The organism is Anaerotruncus sp. DFI.9.16, assembly GCF_024461615.1.
In the GTDB taxonomy this organism is placed as follows: Bacteria; Bacillota; Clostridia; order Oscillospirales; family Ruminococcaceae; genus Anaerotruncus; species Anaerotruncus massiliensis.
Window position 1 is genome coordinate 1 of the sequence record NZ_JANFZX010000055.1, and the last position, 18820, is coordinate 18820.

At 63.1% G+C, this 18820-nt stretch carries 10 protein-coding genes; all 10 read right to left on the reverse strand.

Annotated features, from left to right (window positions below; genetic code table 11):
- Positions 1–264: 264 nt before the first annotated feature.
- On the reverse strand, positions 265–906 hold the full coding sequence (locus NE609_RS14325) for a recombinase family protein (protein ID WP_101551764.1): 642 nt from the start codon (positions 904–906) through the stop codon (positions 265–267).
- A 406-nt stretch (positions 907–1312) separates the two neighbouring features.
- Positions 1313–2701, reverse strand: coding sequence for a glucose-6-phosphate dehydrogenase (gene zwf / locus NE609_RS14330; protein ID WP_256152891.1), 1389 nt, complete (start codon positions 2699–2701; stop codon positions 1313–1315).
- On the reverse strand, positions 2698–4113 hold the full coding sequence (gndA, locus tag NE609_RS14335) for an NADP-dependent phosphogluconate dehydrogenase (protein WP_256152892.1): 1416 nt from the start codon (positions 4111–4113) through the stop codon (positions 2698–2700). The genes zwf and gndA overlap by 4 nt, the downstream gene beginning before the upstream one ends.
- Positions 4114–4116: 3 nt before the next feature.
- Positions 4117–5136 carry a beta-propeller fold lactonase family protein gene (locus NE609_RS14340; protein ID WP_256152893.1) on the reverse strand — a complete coding sequence of 340 codons (1020 nt, stop codon included), beginning with the start codon at positions 5134–5136 and terminating at the stop codon, positions 4117–4119.
- A 272-nt stretch (positions 5137–5408) separates the two neighbouring features.
- Positions 5409–6758 carry a magnesium transporter gene (mgtE, locus tag NE609_RS14345; protein ID WP_101551770.1) on the reverse strand — a complete coding sequence of 450 codons (1350 nt, stop codon included), beginning with the start codon at positions 6756–6758 and terminating at the stop codon, positions 5409–5411.
- Positions 6759–7149: 391 nt separating this feature from the next.
- Positions 7150–7635: a hypothetical protein gene (locus tag NE609_RS14350; RefSeq protein ID WP_256152894.1), complete on the reverse strand. Its 486-nt coding sequence runs from the start codon at positions 7633–7635 to the stop codon at positions 7150–7152.
- A gap of 16 nt (positions 7636–7651) precedes the next feature.
- Positions 7652–8200 carry a hypothetical protein gene (locus NE609_RS14355; RefSeq protein WP_101551774.1) on the reverse strand — a complete coding sequence of 183 codons (549 nt, stop codon included), beginning with the start codon at positions 8198–8200 and terminating at the stop codon, positions 7652–7654.
- A 200-nt stretch (positions 8201–8400) separates the two neighbouring features.
- On the reverse strand, positions 8401–9045 hold the full coding sequence (locus NE609_RS14360; protein ID WP_256152895.1) for a hypothetical protein: 645 nt from the start codon (positions 9043–9045) through the stop codon (positions 8401–8403).
- Positions 9046–9146: 101 nt separating this feature from the next.
- Positions 9147–9680, reverse strand: coding sequence for a hypothetical protein (locus NE609_RS14365; protein ID WP_256152896.1), 534 nt, complete (start codon positions 9678–9680; stop codon positions 9147–9149).
- Positions 9681–9694: 14 nt separating this feature from the next.
- Entirely contained in the window at positions 9695–18754 is a 9060-nt protein-coding gene (locus NE609_RS14370; protein WP_256152897.1) for a hypothetical protein, read from the reverse strand.
- Between the last annotated feature and the right edge of the window lie 66 nt (positions 18755–18820).

An 18820-nucleotide genomic window follows, 5' to 3' on the forward strand; every position in this document is an offset into this window, starting at 1 on the left:
GAGCGCCCGCAACCTGAATTGAGCCTTCAGCTGGTGTACCCGTGGGGAGCGGCGGTAACCTGCGGGTCATGGCAAGGTACTCCCGGAGATTCCAAAGGACCCGGCGGAGGGTCCTTTGGCGTCCTTCTTTGGGTACTTTCTTTGACGCAAAGAAAGTACCCCGCCTGCCGGGGCGGGACCCGGCAATCCCCGCCGCCGAAGGCGGCACATCTGGAGCGCCCCGGAGGGGCGCGAAAAAAGCCCCGCCGGGCGCAGCGCGGCAAATCAGCTCTCACCCGTCTGCTTGCGGCGGCGGTAGATGGTCGAGCGGCTGACGCCGCACAGCTTGGCGATCTCGGCGGCGGTCAGCTCTTTGCGCTGCCACTGGCAGAGCAGCTCGTCGAAGTGGTTGGGAAGCGACTTATGGGGGCGGCCGAACTCGACCCCGCGCGCCTTGGCGGCGGCGATCCCTTCGGCCTGGCGGCGGCGGATGTTCTCCCGCTCGTTCTGGGCGACGAAGGAGAGGAGCTGGAGCACCAGGTCGCTGATGAAGGTGCCGAGCAGGTCGCGGCTCTGGCTGGTGTCGAGCAGCGGCATGTCAAGCACGCGAATGTCGGCGCCCTTCTTCTTGGTGATGTTGCGCCACTCCTCCATGATCTCCTGGTAGTTGCGGCCCAGCCGGTCGATGCTTTTAACGACGAGCATATCCCCTTTTTTGAGCTTCCGGTAGAGCTTGCGGTAGGCGGGACGGTTGAAGTCCTTGCCGCTCTGTTTATCCACAAAGAGAAATTCCGGGCGCACCCGGGCCTCCGCCAGCGCGATGAGCTGGCGGTCTTCGTTCTGGTCCCGGGTCGACACCCGCGCGTATCCGAATATACGTGTCTCCAAAAATCCTTCCCTCCTCCGGCGCGGATACGCCGGCGACATCTCCCTGAAAACGTGTCATAAGGTAGTATCACCGGGAAGCCCGATAAAACACCCGCCGCCCGCTTCTTTCCCGTCCCGCACGCCCGTCCGGGCGGCGGGAACGGGTGCAAATCCTGTTAAATCTGACAGAATCAGGGCAGTAAAACCCAAAGCGGCTCCAAACCGGGTTTTGGTTTGGAGCCGCTTTGACAACAATATCCTTTTCAATTGTACCAGGACGCGGGGCCGGGCATGGATTTCTGTCGGCAAGCATGACGCTCGTTACCATAATGTCTCCGTCGGATACCCGTTCTCTTTGGTTTCACTATCATTCAACGATTATACTGCCTATTATATAGGACTCCCCCGCGATTTGCAAGACCGGGCTTTTCCCGCATGGGAAAAGCCCCCGCGCCGCGCTTCCCGCTCAATGGAACCAGCCGTGCCCGAACCGCGCGAGCAGCGCGTCCGCCTCGGGCGGGCCCATCGAGCCGGGCTCGTAGTTCAGGACCGGCAGGCCTTCGGCGCGGCCGAGCTCCCGCAGGCGTTCGACGAACCGCCAGCTCGTTTCGATCTGGTCCCACTGGGAGAACCACGACCGCTCGCCGCGGATGCAGGCGCCGAGCAGCCGCTCGTACGCCTCGGGGGTGTTGATGCGGTTTTCGAGCGAGCAGCTCTGGCAGAAATCCATCTTCGCCTGCGTGACCTCGTCGGTATCGCCGGGGCGCTTGATGTTGAACTGCAGGTAGACCCCCTCGGTGGGCTGGATCTTGATGAGGAGCACGTCGTGAGCCACGTCGGAGGAGGGGCGGCGGAAGACGACCGCGACCTGCATCTCCCGCCGGCCGAGCTTTTTGCCGGTGCGGATGTAAAAGGGCGCGCCACGCCAGCGGTCGTTGTCGATGAAGAGGCGCAGCGCGGCGTATGTCTCGGTGGAGGAATCGGGCGCGACCGCCTTTTCCGCGCGGTAGCCCGCGTACTGCCCGAGCAGCAGAGCGTCGCGCACCTCGCCCGCCTCGGGCAGGCGCAGGGCGCGCAGAACCTTGAGCTGCTCGGCGTGCATATCGGGGCCGGAGAACTGCGCGGGCCGCTCCATGGCGACGATCGACAGGATCTGGAACAGGTGGTTCTGCACCATGTCCTTGAGCGCGCCGCTCGTGTCGTAATAACCGCCGCGCGTGCCGACCCCCTCCTCCTCGAGGGCGGAAATCTGCACCGATTCGATGAACCGCGCGTCCCAGAGGTTGGTAAAGATGGGGTTGGTAAAGCGGATGGTCTGGATGTTGCGGACCATCTCCTTGCCGAGGTAGTGGTCGATGCGGTAGATGTTTTCGGGGTCGAAGAAGGCCTCCAGCCTGCGGTTGAGCTCCCCGGCGGCCGCGAGGCTTTCGCCGAACGGCTTTTCGAGGATGACCTTGCCCCGGCGCGCGCCGCGCACCGCGGCGAGCCCGTCGGCGATCACGCCGAAGAAGCGGGGCGCGACCGCGAGGTAGAAGATATGCCCGTCGACCCCCTCCGCCTCATAGTATTCCTCCAGCCCGGCGTACGCCGACGGGTCGGAAAAGTCCATCCGGTAGTAGCCGATGCGCCCGGCGAACCGGCCGAACGCCTCCTCGGAATAGGGCAGGCGGGCGTATTTGCGGACCCATTCCCGCGCGAGCTCGCGGTAGCCCTCATCGGTGTAGTCCCGCCGCCCGATGATGAGGATGCGGTAATCCGCGCCCGGCCCGCCGGACTCGCCGGCGTTGTAGAGGGCGGGCAGCAGCTTGCGGAAGGTGAGGTCGCCGGTGCCGCCAAAGATGGTGAACGCCTTCATAGTCCCTTCCCCCATTCGTGGTGGAAGCTGCCCTCCCGGTCGGTGCGCAGGAAGGTGTGCGCGCCGAACCAGTCGCGCTGCGCCTGGATGAGGTTCGCGCCGACATGGGCGCCCCGGAAGGCATCGAGATAGGAGACGGCGGCGGCCATCGCGGGCAGCGGCAGCCCGGAGGCGATCCCCGCCCCCGCGGCGGCGCGCAGGCTCCGCTGGTTATCGGCGACCCGCGCGCGGAAGAATTCGTCCAGCATGAGGTTTTCGAGCCCCGGGTCCCGCCGGTAGGCGGCGGTGATGTCGTCGAGGAAGGCGGCCTGGATGATGCATCCGGCGCGGAAGATCGACGCGATCTCCCCGAGCCTCAGGTCCCAGCCGTACCGCCCGGACGCATCGCGCAGCAGCGCGAAGCCCTGCGCGTAGGCGGCGATCTTCGCGGCGTAGAGTCCCTCGCGCACCTGCTCGGCAAAGGCTTCCCGGTCCCCCGCCCGCGCCGGCTCCGGGCCGGGCAGCAGCTTCGCGGCCGCGGCGCGCTCCTCCAGCCGGTTGGAGAGGATGCGGGCGTTGCAGGCGGCGGTGATCATCGAGAGGTCCACCCCCTGCCTGAGCGCCTCGATGCTCGCCCAGCGGCCGGTGCCCTTCTGGGCGGCGCTGTCGACGATCCGGTCGATGAGCTCCCCCTCCGCCAGGTCGTCCCGTTCGCGGAAGACGCCCGCCGTGATGCCGACCAGGAAGCTGCGCAGCTCCCCCTCGTTCCAGCGGGCGAAGACGTCCGCCAGCTCCCGGTTGGAAAAGCCCCCCACATGCCTGAGCAGCAGGTAGCTCTCCGCGATGAGCTGCATGTCGGCGTATTCGATGCCGTTGTGCACCATCTTGACATAGTGCCCCGCGCCGTCCGGGCCGATGTAGGCGCAGCAGGGCTCCCCCGCCGCGCGCGCGGCCACCGCCTCCAGCACCGGGCGCACGAGCGGGTATGCCCGCTCGTCGCCGCCCGGCATGATCGAGGGGCCGTGCCGCGCGCCCTCCTCGCCGCCCGAGACGCCCACGCCGAAGTAGACGATTCCCTTCTTTTCGAGCGCGGCCTGCCGCCGCCGGGTGTCCTCGAAGAAGGAGTTGCCCCCGTCGAGGAGGATGTCCCCCTCCTCGAGCAGCGGCTCCAGCTGCCCGATAACCGCGTCGACCGGCGAACCGGCCTGGATCATCAGCATGATCCTGCGGGGCCGTCTGAGGGCCGCCACGAGCTCCTGGAGGCTGTAGAAGGGGGACAGGTTCTCATGCGGGTGTTCCCGCATCACCTGTTCGGTCACCTCGCGGCTGCGGTTGTAGCCCGCCACCCGGAAGCCGTGGTCCGCCATGTTGAGCGCGAGGCTCCGGCCCATCACCGAAAGCCCCACCATTCCGATATCAAAAAGCGCCTGCATCCGTCATCCATCCTTTCCCGCCGCCCCCGGGGCGGCCTGAGCGTCTTCATTTGGGGCGTCGAGCACAACCGCCACCCCTTCGCACGCGTCCACGCGCGCGCATTCCTTTCCGATGAGCCCCGTCTCCCGGTCGACCGCGAAGCATACAAGCCCGCCCGCGTTCCGGTTCGCCGCGAGCAGGAACCGCCCGTCGGGGGAGAGCAGGATGTCGCGCGGGTGGTCGCCTCCGCAGGGCGCGCGCTGGATCACCCGCGTGCGCGTCCCCCGGGCTTCGAGCACGGCGATCACGTTTTCCCCCCGCACCGAGACGTAGAGGAACCGCTCGTCGTTCGAGAGCCGCACGGCCGCCGCCTCGCTCCCCTCTCGCGCGTCGGGCGGCAGCAGCGGCTCGGCCCCGGCCGGGACGAACCCCTCCGGGCCCGCCGCAAAGCTGTAGAGCGTATTGTCCCCTTGCGCCGCCACGAAAAGCCGCTCCCCCGCCCGGTCGAACACCCCGTGGCGCGGCCCGCTCCCCTTCGGGAAGGGGACGCTCCCCACGGGGGCCAGGCTCTCCCGGGCGAAGAGGCGGATCTCGTCGAGGTTCATGCAGGGCACAAGCAGGAACCGCCCCCGCGCCAGCACCTGGTGGCAGCCGGCCCCCGGGGCGATTTCGATCCGCTTTTCAAAGAGCGGCGCGTCCGCCTCCAGCCGGTAGACGGTCACCGTCCCCTCGTGGAAGTTCGCGCTGTAGACCCGGTCCCCGTCAAAGGCGGTATAACAACCGGGCGTCATCTCGCAGAGGTATTCGACGACGCAGGGCCCGCCAGAGGCGCGCAGGTCGGCGAGGCAGAGTCCCGCGCGGCTGCCCCGCCGCACCGGAGCGGCGAGCAGGCCGTCCCGCAGCGCGAGGTATTTGGCGTCGGGCGCCTCAAGGAGGAGCTCGGGCGCGGTGAGCGCGCCCGTCTCCCCGTCGAAGGAGAAGCGGAAAACGCCGCGGCTGCGCGGCGAATCGTAGGTGCCGAGGTATCCCGTGAGAATTGCCATACCCGTCTCCTTTCCGTTTGTCACAAGCATGCCGCGGGGCTCGCCGGTTTATGCGCGTCCGCGGAATTAAAAACGATAACTGATACTGTTTACCTTCCTATCATATGCCGCGCCGCCCCGGTTGTCAAGGGGAAGCACGCGCGGACATCCGGAAAATTCCATTTTCTAACTGTAATAATATCATTTACAGTTTAAATGTCAACCCCTCTCCCCGCAAACGTCCGCGAAAAAGCCCCGGGACCGCCAGGCGGTCCCGGGGCGCGCGTGGTCCGTCAGAGGCCGAGCAGCGCCTGCGCCACCGAAAAATAGATGACGAGCGCGAACGCGTCCACGATCGTGGTGATGAGGGGAGCGGCCATGATGGCCGGGTCGGCTTTGAGCATCCGCGCGGCCATCGGGAGCACGCCGCCGATCGTCTTGGCCATGACGACGGTGGCGAAAAGGGCGAGCGCGACGGTCAGCGCGAGGGCGGGGCTGCCGGGATGGGTGATCAGCAGCCGCGCGAAGTTGACGGCGGAGAGCGCCGCGCCGACGACGAGGCTGACCCGCAGCTCCTTCCACAGCACCTGGAAGAAGTCGGCGGGCCCGATGTCGCCGACGGCCATGCCGCGGATGACCAGCGTGCTCGACTGACTGCCCGCGTTGCCCCCCGTGTCGGTGAGCATGGGGATGAAGGTGACGAGCAGCGGCATGGCGGCGAAGGCGGCCTCATACCGCCCGAGGATGCCGCCGGTGATCATGCCCGAAACCATGAGCACGAGCAGCCAGACGATGCGGTTTTTCGCGAGGGTAAAGACGCCGGTGCGCAGGTAGGGGCGCTCGGAGGGGACGATGGCGGCCATCTTCTCGAAGTCCTCGGTGGCCTCCTCCTCCATGACGTCCATCACGTCGTCGACGGTGACGATGCCGACCAGGCGGTTTTCCCGGTCGACCACCGGCATTGAGATGAAGTCGTACTTCATCATCCGCTGGACGGCCTCCTCCCGGTCCTCGGTCGTCTCGGCGGTGATCACGTCGGGCTCCATCAGCGCGCCGATCGTCTCGTCGTCCTGGGCGAGCAGCAGGTCCTTGACGGTCACGACCCCTTCGAGCAGGCGCCGGTCGTCGATCACGTAGCAGGTGTAGATCAGCTCGCTGTCCTCGCCGGTGCGCCGGATACGCTTGATCGCGTCCTGCACGGTCATCGACTTGCGCAGGTCGATGAACTCCGCCGTCATGATGCTGCCGACCGAGTTCTCGGGATAGTTGAGGAACTGGTTGATGAGGCTGCGGGTCTCGGGCGCCGCGCTTTTGAGCACCCGCTTCACAACGCTGGCGGGCAGCTCCTCGAGCATGTCGACCGCGTCGTCCACGAAGAGGTCCTCCACGATGGCGGAGAGCTCCTTGTCGGTAATCGACCCGACAATCACCTGCTGGGTCTCGGGCGGCAGGTTGGAAAAGACCTCCGCCGCCAGCTCCTTGGGCAGCGTGCGGAAGGCGAGGGTCGCCTTTTCCTGCGGGAGCCGCTCGATGAAGTCGGCGATGTCCACCTCGTTTTCCTCGGCGAGCGCGGCGCGCAGGCTGCGGTAATCGCGGTTTTCAAGGTACCCCATGAGCAGGTCGAAATCGTATTCCATTTCCATTGGTTCATCCTCCTGTCTGCTTTCGTTACAGCGAGGAAGCCCCAAACAGACAAAACCGCACGGGGACCCCGGCCAAACCCGGCGCCCCCGTACGGCGATATTCCTGCGGGATGCTATCTGCGGGAAAAATCAGGCGGAAACGCGGTTTTCCCGGCCCGCAACGGAACGTCGCTGTCTATTTTGGTACTTCGGCCGCAGTTATCCACTGATTTTTCCTCCTTTTTTTGCTCAATTCGGCGATTTTTTCTGCAAAAATCCCCTAATACGAGAATAGCACTTTTTCACGCCCGTTTCAACCGTTTTTCACCGTTTTATTTGCATTATTGAAAGATCCAAGAAAAAACCGGCCCCGCTTTCCGGAGAAAGCGGAACCGGCAGGGAAACACTGTGGTTACAGATCCTTTTTCCGCCGCGCGCAGAGTGCGGCGGCCGCACCCGACGACGCGAGCAGCGCAAAGAGCAGCGCGGGCGGCAGGGAGCCGTCGCCCGTGTCGGGGATCGGCGAGACCGGGATGGGGATCTCCTCGATGATCTTCACGTCGAGAGGGACGAGCGGGCGCAGGATGCCGCCGGAATCGCCCGAACCGCCGCCCGAGCTCCCGCCGCCCGAGGGCGCCTTTTCAATCGTGAGGAAAAAGGCGGTCGAGGCCTGGAGCCTGCCGTCCTCGCCGAGCGTGAAATCGCCCGGGTCCCCCACCTCGGTGCCCGAGGGGCTGCCGGTCTCCTCCTCCGGGGTGCCCGTCCGGCCGGCGGCCGCCGGAAGGGACGGATCGATCACCTCTCCCGTATCGTCCGGCGCGGCCAACGCCGTCACGCCGGGAAGCAGCAGGCAGAGGCTCAGGAGACACCCCGCAAGCAGCCTGATCATTCGTTTCATTCTGGTCCCTCCCCTGTCAGTTTAAAACCGTGATGGTCATTTTGGCGCCCGCTGAACCGACGTACTCCTCCGTTTCGAGGGCGTAGGCGTTGAAGACCGCGGTCGCGAGATATTCGCCCTTTTCCAGCTCCACGTCGAGCTTTGCCGACTGGATGTGGTGGTTGGGCTCGATGAGACCCGTCTGATAAATCAGCTCGCCCGTGTCGTCCAGCGTGATCTGCACCTGCATGAGGTACTGGTTGCCCGGCACGTTCTCGATCTGGAGCGGCCCTTCCGCCTTCCCGTTCGTGAAGGTTGGCGTGGTGTTGATCGAAATGTTGAACATCCCCTCGTCCACCACCCGGTTGAGCTCGGCGATGATCTCTTCCTCCGTCTTGTTTTCCAGTTGCCCGGCCAGCGCGGCCGTATCCCGCACCATGCCGGACGGCCCCGCCTTCGGGGTCCGCAGCAGGATGACCAACAGGACGACCAGCGCCGCCGCCAGCAGCACGCAGGCCGCCAGCAGCAGCTTTTTGCCGCCGTCCGTCCGGGCTTCGGCCCTCTCGGGCGTCTTTTGCTCTTCCATACCTTCGACCGCCTATCCTCTGTTTTTTCTATCGCAACCGCCCCTTCGGGCGCATGTATTCTAAATTTGGGGCGCGGGGAAACCCCGCGGGCTTCGGTGGGTATTCTTGTAAAAGGGGCCCCGGGCCCCGCGCGGAAGGCTTCCGCGCGGGGTTCCCGGAGAAATGTCTCAGGTTAAGTGCAAACAGGATATGAATCCGATTACGCGGCGGCGATCGTGTAGGTGACCTTGACGGCCAGCGCGCTGGCAGTGGAATCGCCCTTCGCGACGAAGCACTCGAGCGGGAGCGTCTTCTTGACCGGGTCGCTAACGCCTTCCGCCGGGGCGTTGACAGTCCAGTCGGCGGCGACCGGGGCGGTGATCTCCTCGTGGACGCTCACGCCGTTGATATAGAGGACTAACTGTTTCGCGGTCAGGTTGTTGTCGCCGGGCTTGTAGTCCGCAATGTTCAGCTTGCCGGCGGTCAGGGTCGGGCTGCCGATCGAGGTCGGGGCCTTCAGCGTCCAGCCGTTCTGGCCCGCGGATGTGATGTTCGTCACCTTGACGGCGATCTTGCCCTTATTCTCGATGCGGTACTCGGTCGGCTCTGCGGCGGAACCGTCGGCGCCGTAGCCGTACATGGCGACGGAGAGCGGAATCGAGACGTTGATCTGGGAGTTCAGATCGGGGTTGGTCGCGTCTTTATCGACCGTGAGGTTGAACGAGGTGTCCGCGCTGTACTTACCGTCCGCATCCGGGCTGATCTGCGTGGGGTCCGCCACGCTGGTTTCGCCGGCGGCGAAAGCGGTGATGCTCAGGGTCAGAACGATGGATACCGCGAGAAGAACTGCTAACATTTTTTTCATGATTTTTGACCTCCTGATGTTGATATGATATGGGTTTTATAATGACGTTTGATGGATGACCGTTTCGCTCGCATTCCCCCTTCTGCCGATACGCGGCCGCCTCAGCCTCCCACTTCCAGTTGGATCTTTGCGGCCGCCTGGCCGACGCGGGTGTGCGCCTCATCCTGAGCGTAGGCGGTAAATACCGCGGTTGCGTAATAGAAACCCTCGGGCAGCTCCTCGTCGAGCCTGATTTTCTGTATGTATTGGCCCGGCTTGATGCCTTTGGATTGGTAAACGGTTTCCCCGGTGTCGTCCAAAACGATTGACACCGTCATGTTGTAGCGGTTTCCCGGGACGTTCTCGATGTTCGCGACGCCCTCGCCCTTTGCGTCCGGGAAGGTGATGTAGGAATTGATCGCGATGTTGAACATGCCTTCGTCCACCACCCGGTTGAGCTCGGCGATGACCTCCTCCTCGCTCTTTCCCGGCAGCGCGCCGGTCAGCGCGCTCACGTCAAAAAAGCTGTCCTGCCGGTGGCTGCCGCGCCACCAGAAAAATCCCGCAGCCGCTGCCGCGACCAGAACGACCGCGATTCCCGCGGCAAGCCATGCGCGTCCCCGCTTTTTCCGCGGGGCGCTTTCGGTCTCGTTCATTTCACATCACCTCCTCAGCTCACGCTCTCGGGCGAAATGCCCACCGTATAGGTCACCTGGGCGAGCTGCTTCCCGGTCGTGCTGTCCTCGCCCTTGGCGATGTAGCTCTCGATTGCGATCGGGTAGGAGACCCACGCCCCCTCGGACGCCGCGCCCGCGATCGCCCAGCCGGTAAAGTCCGCGCCCGCCATCCAGCTTCCGCCCGCGGAAGCGGTCGTGATCTGCTGGTCCGCCAGCCGCAGGGTCGCCTGCCCGTGGGACATCTGGTTCTTGTTGACGAGGTAGGTCCTGTCCGCGCCGTCCACGAAGGTGGAGGGGTCCATGAGCCGGAAGCCCGAAGCGACCTCCGCCGAGAGCCCCGTCACCTTGATCGGGAAGTTGGAGCCGTTCTGGATGCCGTAGTTCGTCGGGACCGCCACCGAGCCGTCCGCGCCGTAGCCGTAGGACTGGACGGTGAGCGGCAGGGTCGCGTTGATCGCCGCTGGCTGCATCAGGAATTTGACCTCGGCGGAGCTTTCGGCTTTTTTCGTCTCCGTGCCGCCGTCCAGCAGCGACAGGTTCATGCCCAGTGTGCCGGTGTGCCGCTCCGCGATCGCGTTGGCGTTATAAACCTCCAACGTGAAGGGGTGCGTTTCCTTGGCCGCCACGTCGACCAACATTTGTGTATCGCCCGGACTGACGCTCATGTATTGGGTACCGTCATGCCGCATGAACGCAATGTTCTTCATGGCGTCTTCGCTGCCCCAGGTGGTCCGATATATCTGGGGATTGACATAATTGGTGGTTCCCCAGTCGATAGTAAATCCATCGTCCGGGGTATACTGGTAGCTTCCCACCCCCAGCTTCATGGCCTTGCTATAACCACTGCGCACCGTGAAGGTCGCCGCGTCGTTGGGAACCATCGACGCCAACTCGATCGAAGTGGTCAGCGCGTCGTTTCCGGCGCTGTAGGCGAGCTCCCAGAGGGAGAGCACCGCCGGGTCGCTTCGCAGGGTTTCCGCGGAGTCGCCGGTCCCGTACACCGCCTCGACCTGGTATTCGCCCGCGCCGTCCGCGAGCGTCGGCGTGAAGGAAACCGTCACGGTATTGGGGTCGCCGGCGGCGGGTAACGCCAGGATCGCGCCGGCCACATAGGCGTTCTTCGTCTGATTGAAGATGCGGTAGCCCGTCGGGGTGTCGCCCGCCGTCGTGATCGTGAAGGACGCCTGGGTTCCCAGCTTCACGAAGGCGTCTTCGGGCTGGGCTGTGATCGAGCGCGGATAGCCGAGCTCAATGACCTTTTTGTCCGAGGCCCGAATGACGAACGCATATGAGAGGTACTCGGCGTTCGCCAACGGGAATTCGCCGAGCTGGTCGGTCGCGTCGTTCGTCACACTCGAATCAAAGACGACAATCGGGCGGCCGAGATAGCAGTCCGACTCGTCCAGGGCCACGGGGATGCTCGCGCCGGAAGGCAGGTCCGCCGTGACATTGATCTGTGTTTTGCCGCCCAGAAAAATCCCCTGGCCCTCCCCGAAGCTCAGGTCGGACGAGCCGTTCAACGTCAGGGAACGGGTCGACGTGGAGGTCATACAGATTCCGCCACCGCCGCCTCCGCTGTTGCCCGAGAAGGACCCGCCGTTCATTTCGAAGCCGATAAGCGCGTAGATCCCCCCGCCGAGCGTCGCTGTGTTGTTCTCATAGGTGCAGCGGTTCAGCGTGGTCGTTTGGGAAAAGTTTTGCATATACACGCCGCCGCCGTTTCCCGAGGCTGTGTTGTTGGAGAAAACGGTATTGCTGATCTCGTGCTTGCCCGAGGACAGATACAGGCCCGCACCGTTCGGCGCGGTGTTTTCGGACAGCGTCGAGCCGGTCATCGCAAGCGTTCCACTGACATAGACTCCGCCGCCGTTATATGTGCCTTTCAGCCCCGCCTCACAGTTTGAAACCTCCGCGTTTGTAATGGTGCAGGTACCGCCGTTGACTAAGACGCCGCCGCCGTTGAGATCCGCCGTACACTTGGTTACGAGGCTTCCGGCGTTCATCACCACTGTTCCGGCGCCGTAGTTGTATACTCCTCCGCCTGCGCCGTCGGTGCTGTTATTTTGGAGTACCGCGCCCTCATTCATCATGAGGGTCCCGCCCGCTGAAATGTTGATGAGTTCATGTGCCTTAATCCCGGGTGCGATCACGGAAGTTTTGCCCGAAGTGATCGCGTAGCGGTGGCCGTCGATCGTGATGTTTTCGAGCGTCAGGGTGCCGCCGTCCACGATCGAGAAGAGTGACACGCCATTTTTCAGCGCCTCAAAACCTGTCGGCGGATTGGTGGGCTTGGAGTAGCGCCGGATGGTCACCGGAGCTCCCGCGTCATAGGCCGCGCCGCCGACATAGCAGTACCTGCCGCTGAGCTCGACCGACGAGTCGACCGTCACGGTATTGACGATATAGAGGGTGTTCGCGTTATTGGATTTCATCTTCTCATAGGCCTTGCCCAGCGTCTTGACCGCCTGCGCCGGGCTTGCGCCCGTCCGCGTATCAAGGCCGTTAACCCCGTCGAGATAGACCGCGCCCTTGGCCGCGAGCACCAGGTTACTGCCGCTCGCGTTCAGGTAGAAGGCCGCCGACACCGCCTCGCTGAGGGTGTATTTCGGCGTTTCCACCGCCGCCGTCGGCGTTGAGGAGTAGGCCACCACGGCACGGTTTTCCTTGGCGCTCGCGCTGTCGATGCCGATCGTCAGCGCGGTGTTCCCAATCGTATTGCCCGGCACGCTGATGACCTTGCCCGTGCCGTTCAGGTAGACCTCTCCCGCGATCGACGGGCCACCGCTGAGATTGAGCGCCGAGCCGCTGTGGTGGATCGCCGCGCCCTGCGGCGCCTTCATGTTCGCGATCGTGCCGCCGGTCATCGTCAGAATTCCCGTGCCGCTCGTCGCCACCGCGCCGCCGCTTCCGGAGGCGTTGTTGTTATCCTTGAGCACCGCGCCGCTCTGGACGGACACGGTCCCGCCGCTGATCGAGATCAGCGGGGCCGCCGCCGTCACGGCCGGGGCCCGGACGGTCTCCTTGCCCTGCGTGACCGCGGCGCTGTGACCGTCGACCGTGAGGCCCTCGGCGAGCGTCAGCGTACCGCCCGTGACGTTGATGAGGGTACCCGTATTGCTTTCCGTCGTGAAGGCGGCCGGTTTGGAGTACCGTTTGATCGTCACCGGGCCGCCCGCGTTATAGGTCGTGCTGCTCTCGGTGTAGCTCCGGCCGAGCGTGATCGTGCCGCTGACCGTAACCGGGTTCACCACGTAGATGGTTCCGCCGCCTGTGCCCGCCAGCTTCTGGTATGCCTCGCCCAGCGTCTTGACCGCCCTGGAGGGTTCCGTACCGTCGCCGCTGGTCGCTGCGCTCCCGTCGACGTAGATGCCGCCCTTCTCCTGGAGTTCGAAGACCTTGGTATCCGTACTTCTGCGGGCGAGCTTATAGAGCGGCGCGACGTCGTCCGAAAGGGTGTATTTCGCCAGCTCGGTATTGAGATTCGAGCTGGTGGGCGCGGTGGTGTAGGTCACGACCGCGCGCGCCGCCGCCGCGTCGTTCATTTCGAGGCTGAGCGCGGTCCCCGCGCTGCCGGCGACGCCGACGGTCTTGCCCGTGCCGAGATAGACCTCTCCCGAGACGGTCGCCGCGGATTTCACGTTGAAGGTCCCGTTTTGGTAAACCGCGCCGCCCTGCTTCGCGGCCGTATTGGCGATGGTGCCCGCGTTCAGGTTGAAGGCGCCGCTGTCGATGCGCACCGCGCCGCCGTTTCCGGAGGTGCTGTTGTTTTGCAGCGTCGTGCCGGCATTCATATTCACCGTGCCGCCGCTCAACCGGATGATCGAGCCCGTCGCCGTAAAGTCGATGTCCTGACTGTGGCGGCCTTCGATCGTGATCGTGCCAAGGTTCAGCGTTGCGCCGGTAGGCACGACGATCATATCCCCGTAGTAGGGATCGAATTCGTCCTTGCCCGCGACCGAGAACCCGGAGTAACGGCGCAGGGACTTGCCGGCGGGCAGGGTCCAGCTCTCCGTGCCGCTGACGGTCACGGGGCCGGAGATGTAAATCGCCGTGCTGCCCGCGGTTTCCAGCTTAGAGGCGGCGGCCGCGAAGTTGTTGTATGCCTTCGCCGGCGTGCTACCGTCCCCGGAGGTGCTCTTGGTGCCGTCAAGGAAGACGACCGTCTGGACGCCGATCTGGTCGTTCGCCGACCGCCCGAGGATCGCGCCCGTCTTGTTTGTGTAGAAATGGCTCAATGCGGTCCAGGCGCCGCCGGAAGGATAGTCGCCGCCGCTCTCCACCACGTTGGTGCCCGCGGTAAATGCCGATGCCAGGGAAACCTCATACTGGCGGGAGGTCTGCGTGATCGAGTTGTGCAGCTTGATCGGATAGGAAGTGCCGGAGAGGTAGATGTCGTCGGAGATGTCCGCGCCGCCGCCCTGCAAGATGAAGTTGGGCGAGGCCACGTGGACCCCGGCGCCCTGTCCGTTAGAATAGAGGGTATTGCCGGAAATCCTTCCGCGCAGGGCGCTTAGTTGGGCGTTCGCGCCGGTGAGATAGACGCCCGCACCATACCGGCCCTTGTTGCCGGTGATGCTCGTACCCTGCAGCGTTACGGTGCTGTAGTCCCCGATGTATATGCCGCCACCGTAATAGTTCCCCGAGGTCCCCGCCTTGTTTTCCGAGATGGAGCCGCCGTTCAGGTCCACGGTCGCGAGCTTGCCAGAAGTCCCCACCGCGTAGATAGCCCCGCCGTTGTTATATGCCGTGTTACCGGAAATGGAACCGCTGTTGACCGTCAGGGTCGAACCGGCTGCAACATAGACACCGCCGCCGGCAGCACCACTCGAAGAAGTGGTCGTATTCCCGGTAATGCTTGTGCCAGCGAGCGTCGCGCTTCCATTATAGACATAGAGGCCCGCGCCGTATTTGGCCTGGTTTGAACCGGAGATCGTGCCGCCGTTCAGCGCTGCGGTCGCGCCGTTATACAGGTAGACGCCTCCGCCGCCATAGGAAGCCGACGTCCCGGTGACCTTGTTGCCCGTGATCGCCGCAGTGCCGCTCATCGTGAAGGGGCGGTAGTTCGCCGCGACGCCGCCACCGCCGTTGGTTGCCGTATTGTTGGAGATCGTGCCGCCGGTCATGTTGAACGCCGATGTCGATGAAACCGATCCGTCGAGGTGAATGCCGCCGCCGTAGGTCGCGCCGGTATTGTAGGAGATCGTTCCGCCCGACATGTTGAAGACGGTCGAACCGGAAAGGATCACTCCGCCGCCCTTGTTCCCGGCGCCGGAACCGCCGATCGTGCCGCCCGACATGGAACAGGCCCGCTTGGTACTCAGGTAAACCCCCGCCATGGAGTTGCCGGAGATCTTTCCACCGGTCATGTTGAAGACCGGGTCTCCAAAACTGGAAGCGATATAAACAGCACCGTTTCCGCTCGTACTGGAAGATAGATTTTTGGAGATTTCCGCATCGCCTGTAATCGTAATTTCGGGTTTATTGCTGCTGGAGGACAATAGAGCATAGATGCCGGGCCCACTGACGCTGGAGCTTGCGCTGCCATTCCCGGTAATTTTTCCGCCCGAAACAGTAAGCTTGGGATTACCATAAATATAAATACCATTTCTATTTCCGCTGATTTCCCCTCCGGAAACAGTGGCAGTCGTAGACGCGGAAGTCCTCAACACGACCCCTGGGCCATTCAGCACCGAAGATGTCGTACCCATTTTGACATTCCCCGAAATCTTTCCGCCGGTCATCTCAAAATTTCCGCCGTTGATGTCCACGCCGCCGCCCGGATTGTTGATAATCTGGGTACCGTCTTTGATGATCAGCTTTAGCGACTTGGAATTGGGCGCTTCTATAATTGGGGCCGCCATCGACGTAAAGGCGTCTTTGTTGCCGTCCAGAATGATGTCTTCCAGCGTCAGCGTACCTGTGTAACGGATCATCGCGTCCATAAGGCCGGCCATGCGCTGAATTACCGGCGTCCACGAATCCGTACCGTTCGTAACGGTGCCCATCCTAAGCGTCTCACCCGTGCTTGTATAGGTCGCGCACAGGAAGATTACGGCGTCCTTGCCCTTCTGCCGCGCCTTTTCGCGGGCATCGTCCAGCGTCGCGACCGCGTCGGTCGGGCTCTCGCCCGTGTGCGCGCCGGTGGTAAGGCCGGGATACCAGTAGACGTTCTTTCCGCCCGCCAGGATGTCGTTTCCGGATATTGTCAACGTAACGGAACCGGCACTGGCCGTATCAAGCACAAATTTGCCGCTTGTGAGGTACTGCCCCGCCGGAACCGCTGTGGTACCCGCCACGACCGTCTTCCCGATCATATTGTCGGAGACGGTGAGCGTGTAGTTGCCCGTTCCTGTCAGGGGGGACGTCAGGGTGATCGGACAGTCCGCCGCATTCAGCAGGATATTGTCGCCGAGGGTAAAGCCGCCGCCCATCGCGAGCCGCATTCCGTTGGCGTAGATCCCGGCCCCGCCGCTGTCTGCGGTATTATTTTGAATGACTGATCCGCCGCTCAGTTCAAAGGTTCCGCCCGCGTCCACATAGACGCCGCCGCCAAAATTTGCCTGGTTGCCGCTAATGGTTCCGCCGGTCATGTAAAATGCAGCGTTCTCAATGTAGACGCCGCCGCCCTTTCGGCCGCTTCCCGACGGTGGTATGTTATTTCCTGAAATGGTGCCACCCGACATCCGAAAAGTGCCGCCTGATATATAGACACCGCCCCCGCTGGTTTGGGCAAGATTTTCCGAGATTTCACCACCGGTCATTTCGAAGGTCCCGCCTTCAATCCTGACAGAACCTTGGTCGGACAAGTAGGAATCGCTCCTGTCGTTGTAAGCAACTTTCGCGTTGTCTTTCATACGGAAGATTCCGGACGTCACCCAGACATTTCCTTTTCTGGTATGACTTCCATTACTTCCGTTTGTCACCTGACCGACGACGCTGTCGCTCTCCATCACGAAGGTCCCGCCGTTCACTTTGACAACGGAATTTTTGTCATTAACCCGCTGCAGAACCGCTCCAGAGCCGAGCGTCAACGTACCGCCCGCCGACTCTAACAAAGTCTCGATCGAACAGTTTTCATTGTTCCCGCCATCGACAACGACGCCTTTGATTGTCAAGTTGCCGGTACCGCTGGTTTTGACCAGCGCGGCCGGGCTGTCGCTGCTGTTGACGTACTGTTTGATGATCGCGCCGGGAATGTCGGAGAAATCCCAGGTCTGCGTGCCGCTCGTGACTTCCACCGTATCGCAGACGTAGATAGCGGGCTCCATGGTGGAATCCGCATTTATCATCGTGCGCAGCGCCGCGGCGGCGCCGTTTACTCCATTCATGGTCTTTTTCGCCGTGGCGGGGGTAAAGCCGTCGTTGCTGTCGCTTCCGCCCTGCCCGTTCAGGTAGACCGCTTTTGCGAGCAGGACAAGGTTCACTCCCTGTTTGCCGAGGGCGTACCCGGAATTGGTCAGGATGAAGGTCGCCAGATAGTCCGACACATCCGTCATGCCGGTTCCTGGAGTGACCACAATCTCTCCCGACTGGGGAGAGATTGTACCGCTCTCCACTCGAAACTGCTTTCCCGCCGCCGGCGCCGCCGTCAGCTCAACCGGGTGGTCCGTCCGCACTTTAATAACATCCGGAATGACAGCCTGTGCCGCGTCGAGGCTGAAATTCCCGTAGTTGTTGACGCCGGAGCTTTCATTGTCGGAGATTTCTCCTCCGGTCATGACGAATGTCCCATAGGTCGCCGTTGATCCATATCCGGAGGTGCTGACGGTAACGCCTTCATAGTTGCCCGTTATGGCGCCGCCCGTCATTGTAAAGGTTCCATTGGTCAGTTTCACCGCACTGCCATAAGAACTACTGATGTCGTGAATACTGCCTCCGTTCATTTTAAATGTACCGCCGCTCATCAATACGCCGGCTCGGCTGGCGGATGCGAGCGTAAAGGATTTGATCTCACTCCCGTCCTCCATCGTCAGGTTGCCGCCGCTGAGCGCGATCGCATTTCCGTTGCCGTTCTGCAGTGTCGCTCCGCTTCCCAGCACCAGGTTCCCTTTGGGCAGACTGATCATGTTGGTGGCCGTGATGCCTTTGCCGTCGAGTGTGATATTCTCCAACGTCAATGTCCGCCCGCTCGTGCTTGCCTGGATCAGATCCCCGGTGTAGCCGGTGTTGCGGACCACCTTGGCGTCCGGATACTCCGCGGTCGGGAGCGACCACGTCTGCGTGGTCGAGATCACGATCGGGCTGCCGGTGATCCGGATTTCTCCCGATCCCGCCAGGTTGCTGTTTTTCAGGATTTCCGCGGCGCGGTGGAACGTCTTGACCGCGTTGGCCGCCGTCTCGCCGTTTTTTGTATCGTCTCCGGTTCCGGAGAGGTAGACGCCGCCCGTATAAGTCGGCAGATCATAGGCCTCAATCGTGTTGGTCGAACCGCTCTTTACACGCAGGCCGCGCCCCTGGTTTTCTATGCTGAAATAGGCGAGCGCATTTGCCCCTGTGACACCAGTGCAGGTCACCACGCTGACCGGATTCATCGAAGAAAACGCGGCGGACAGCAACAGGCCGTACTGTGTTCCCTCCGAAGGCGTCGCGGTCAGCTGAACAGGGGTGGAGGCCGTGGTTTCAAAGCGGATGAGCGCCTCGTTTTCCATCTGCACGCCCGCGTTAATCGCAAACGTTCCGCCCGCGAGATTGACCAGGGCGGCCTTTTCGATTTCGTCCCCACTGTAGACTGCACCGGCGTCCAGAATCATGTTCGACAGGGACAGCACACGGCCGCTGCCGATCGTAAAAATCGGAGAGGTATGGTTATACCGGACCAGCTTTGCATTTTTTCCCGCAAAACTGTTCGAGGCGGACTCCTGCTCGATCGTCCAGTTGGCCACGTTGTAGATCGTCCCGCCATCCTTCACGAGATCAATCGCCATCTGGAGCGTCAGGACGGGGTGCTCCTTCGAGCCGTCCCCCGTCAGGCTGCCGCCGGTAATGGAGCCGTCCGGACTGCTCGAAGTCGTCGGATTCCAGTAGACTTCTTCGAGCGTCCCGGTGGCGGCCAATTCGGGCGCCGCCAGGGACATCGTGGTCAGCAGGTTTTCGCCGCGGAACGCCTTGACGGTGTACAC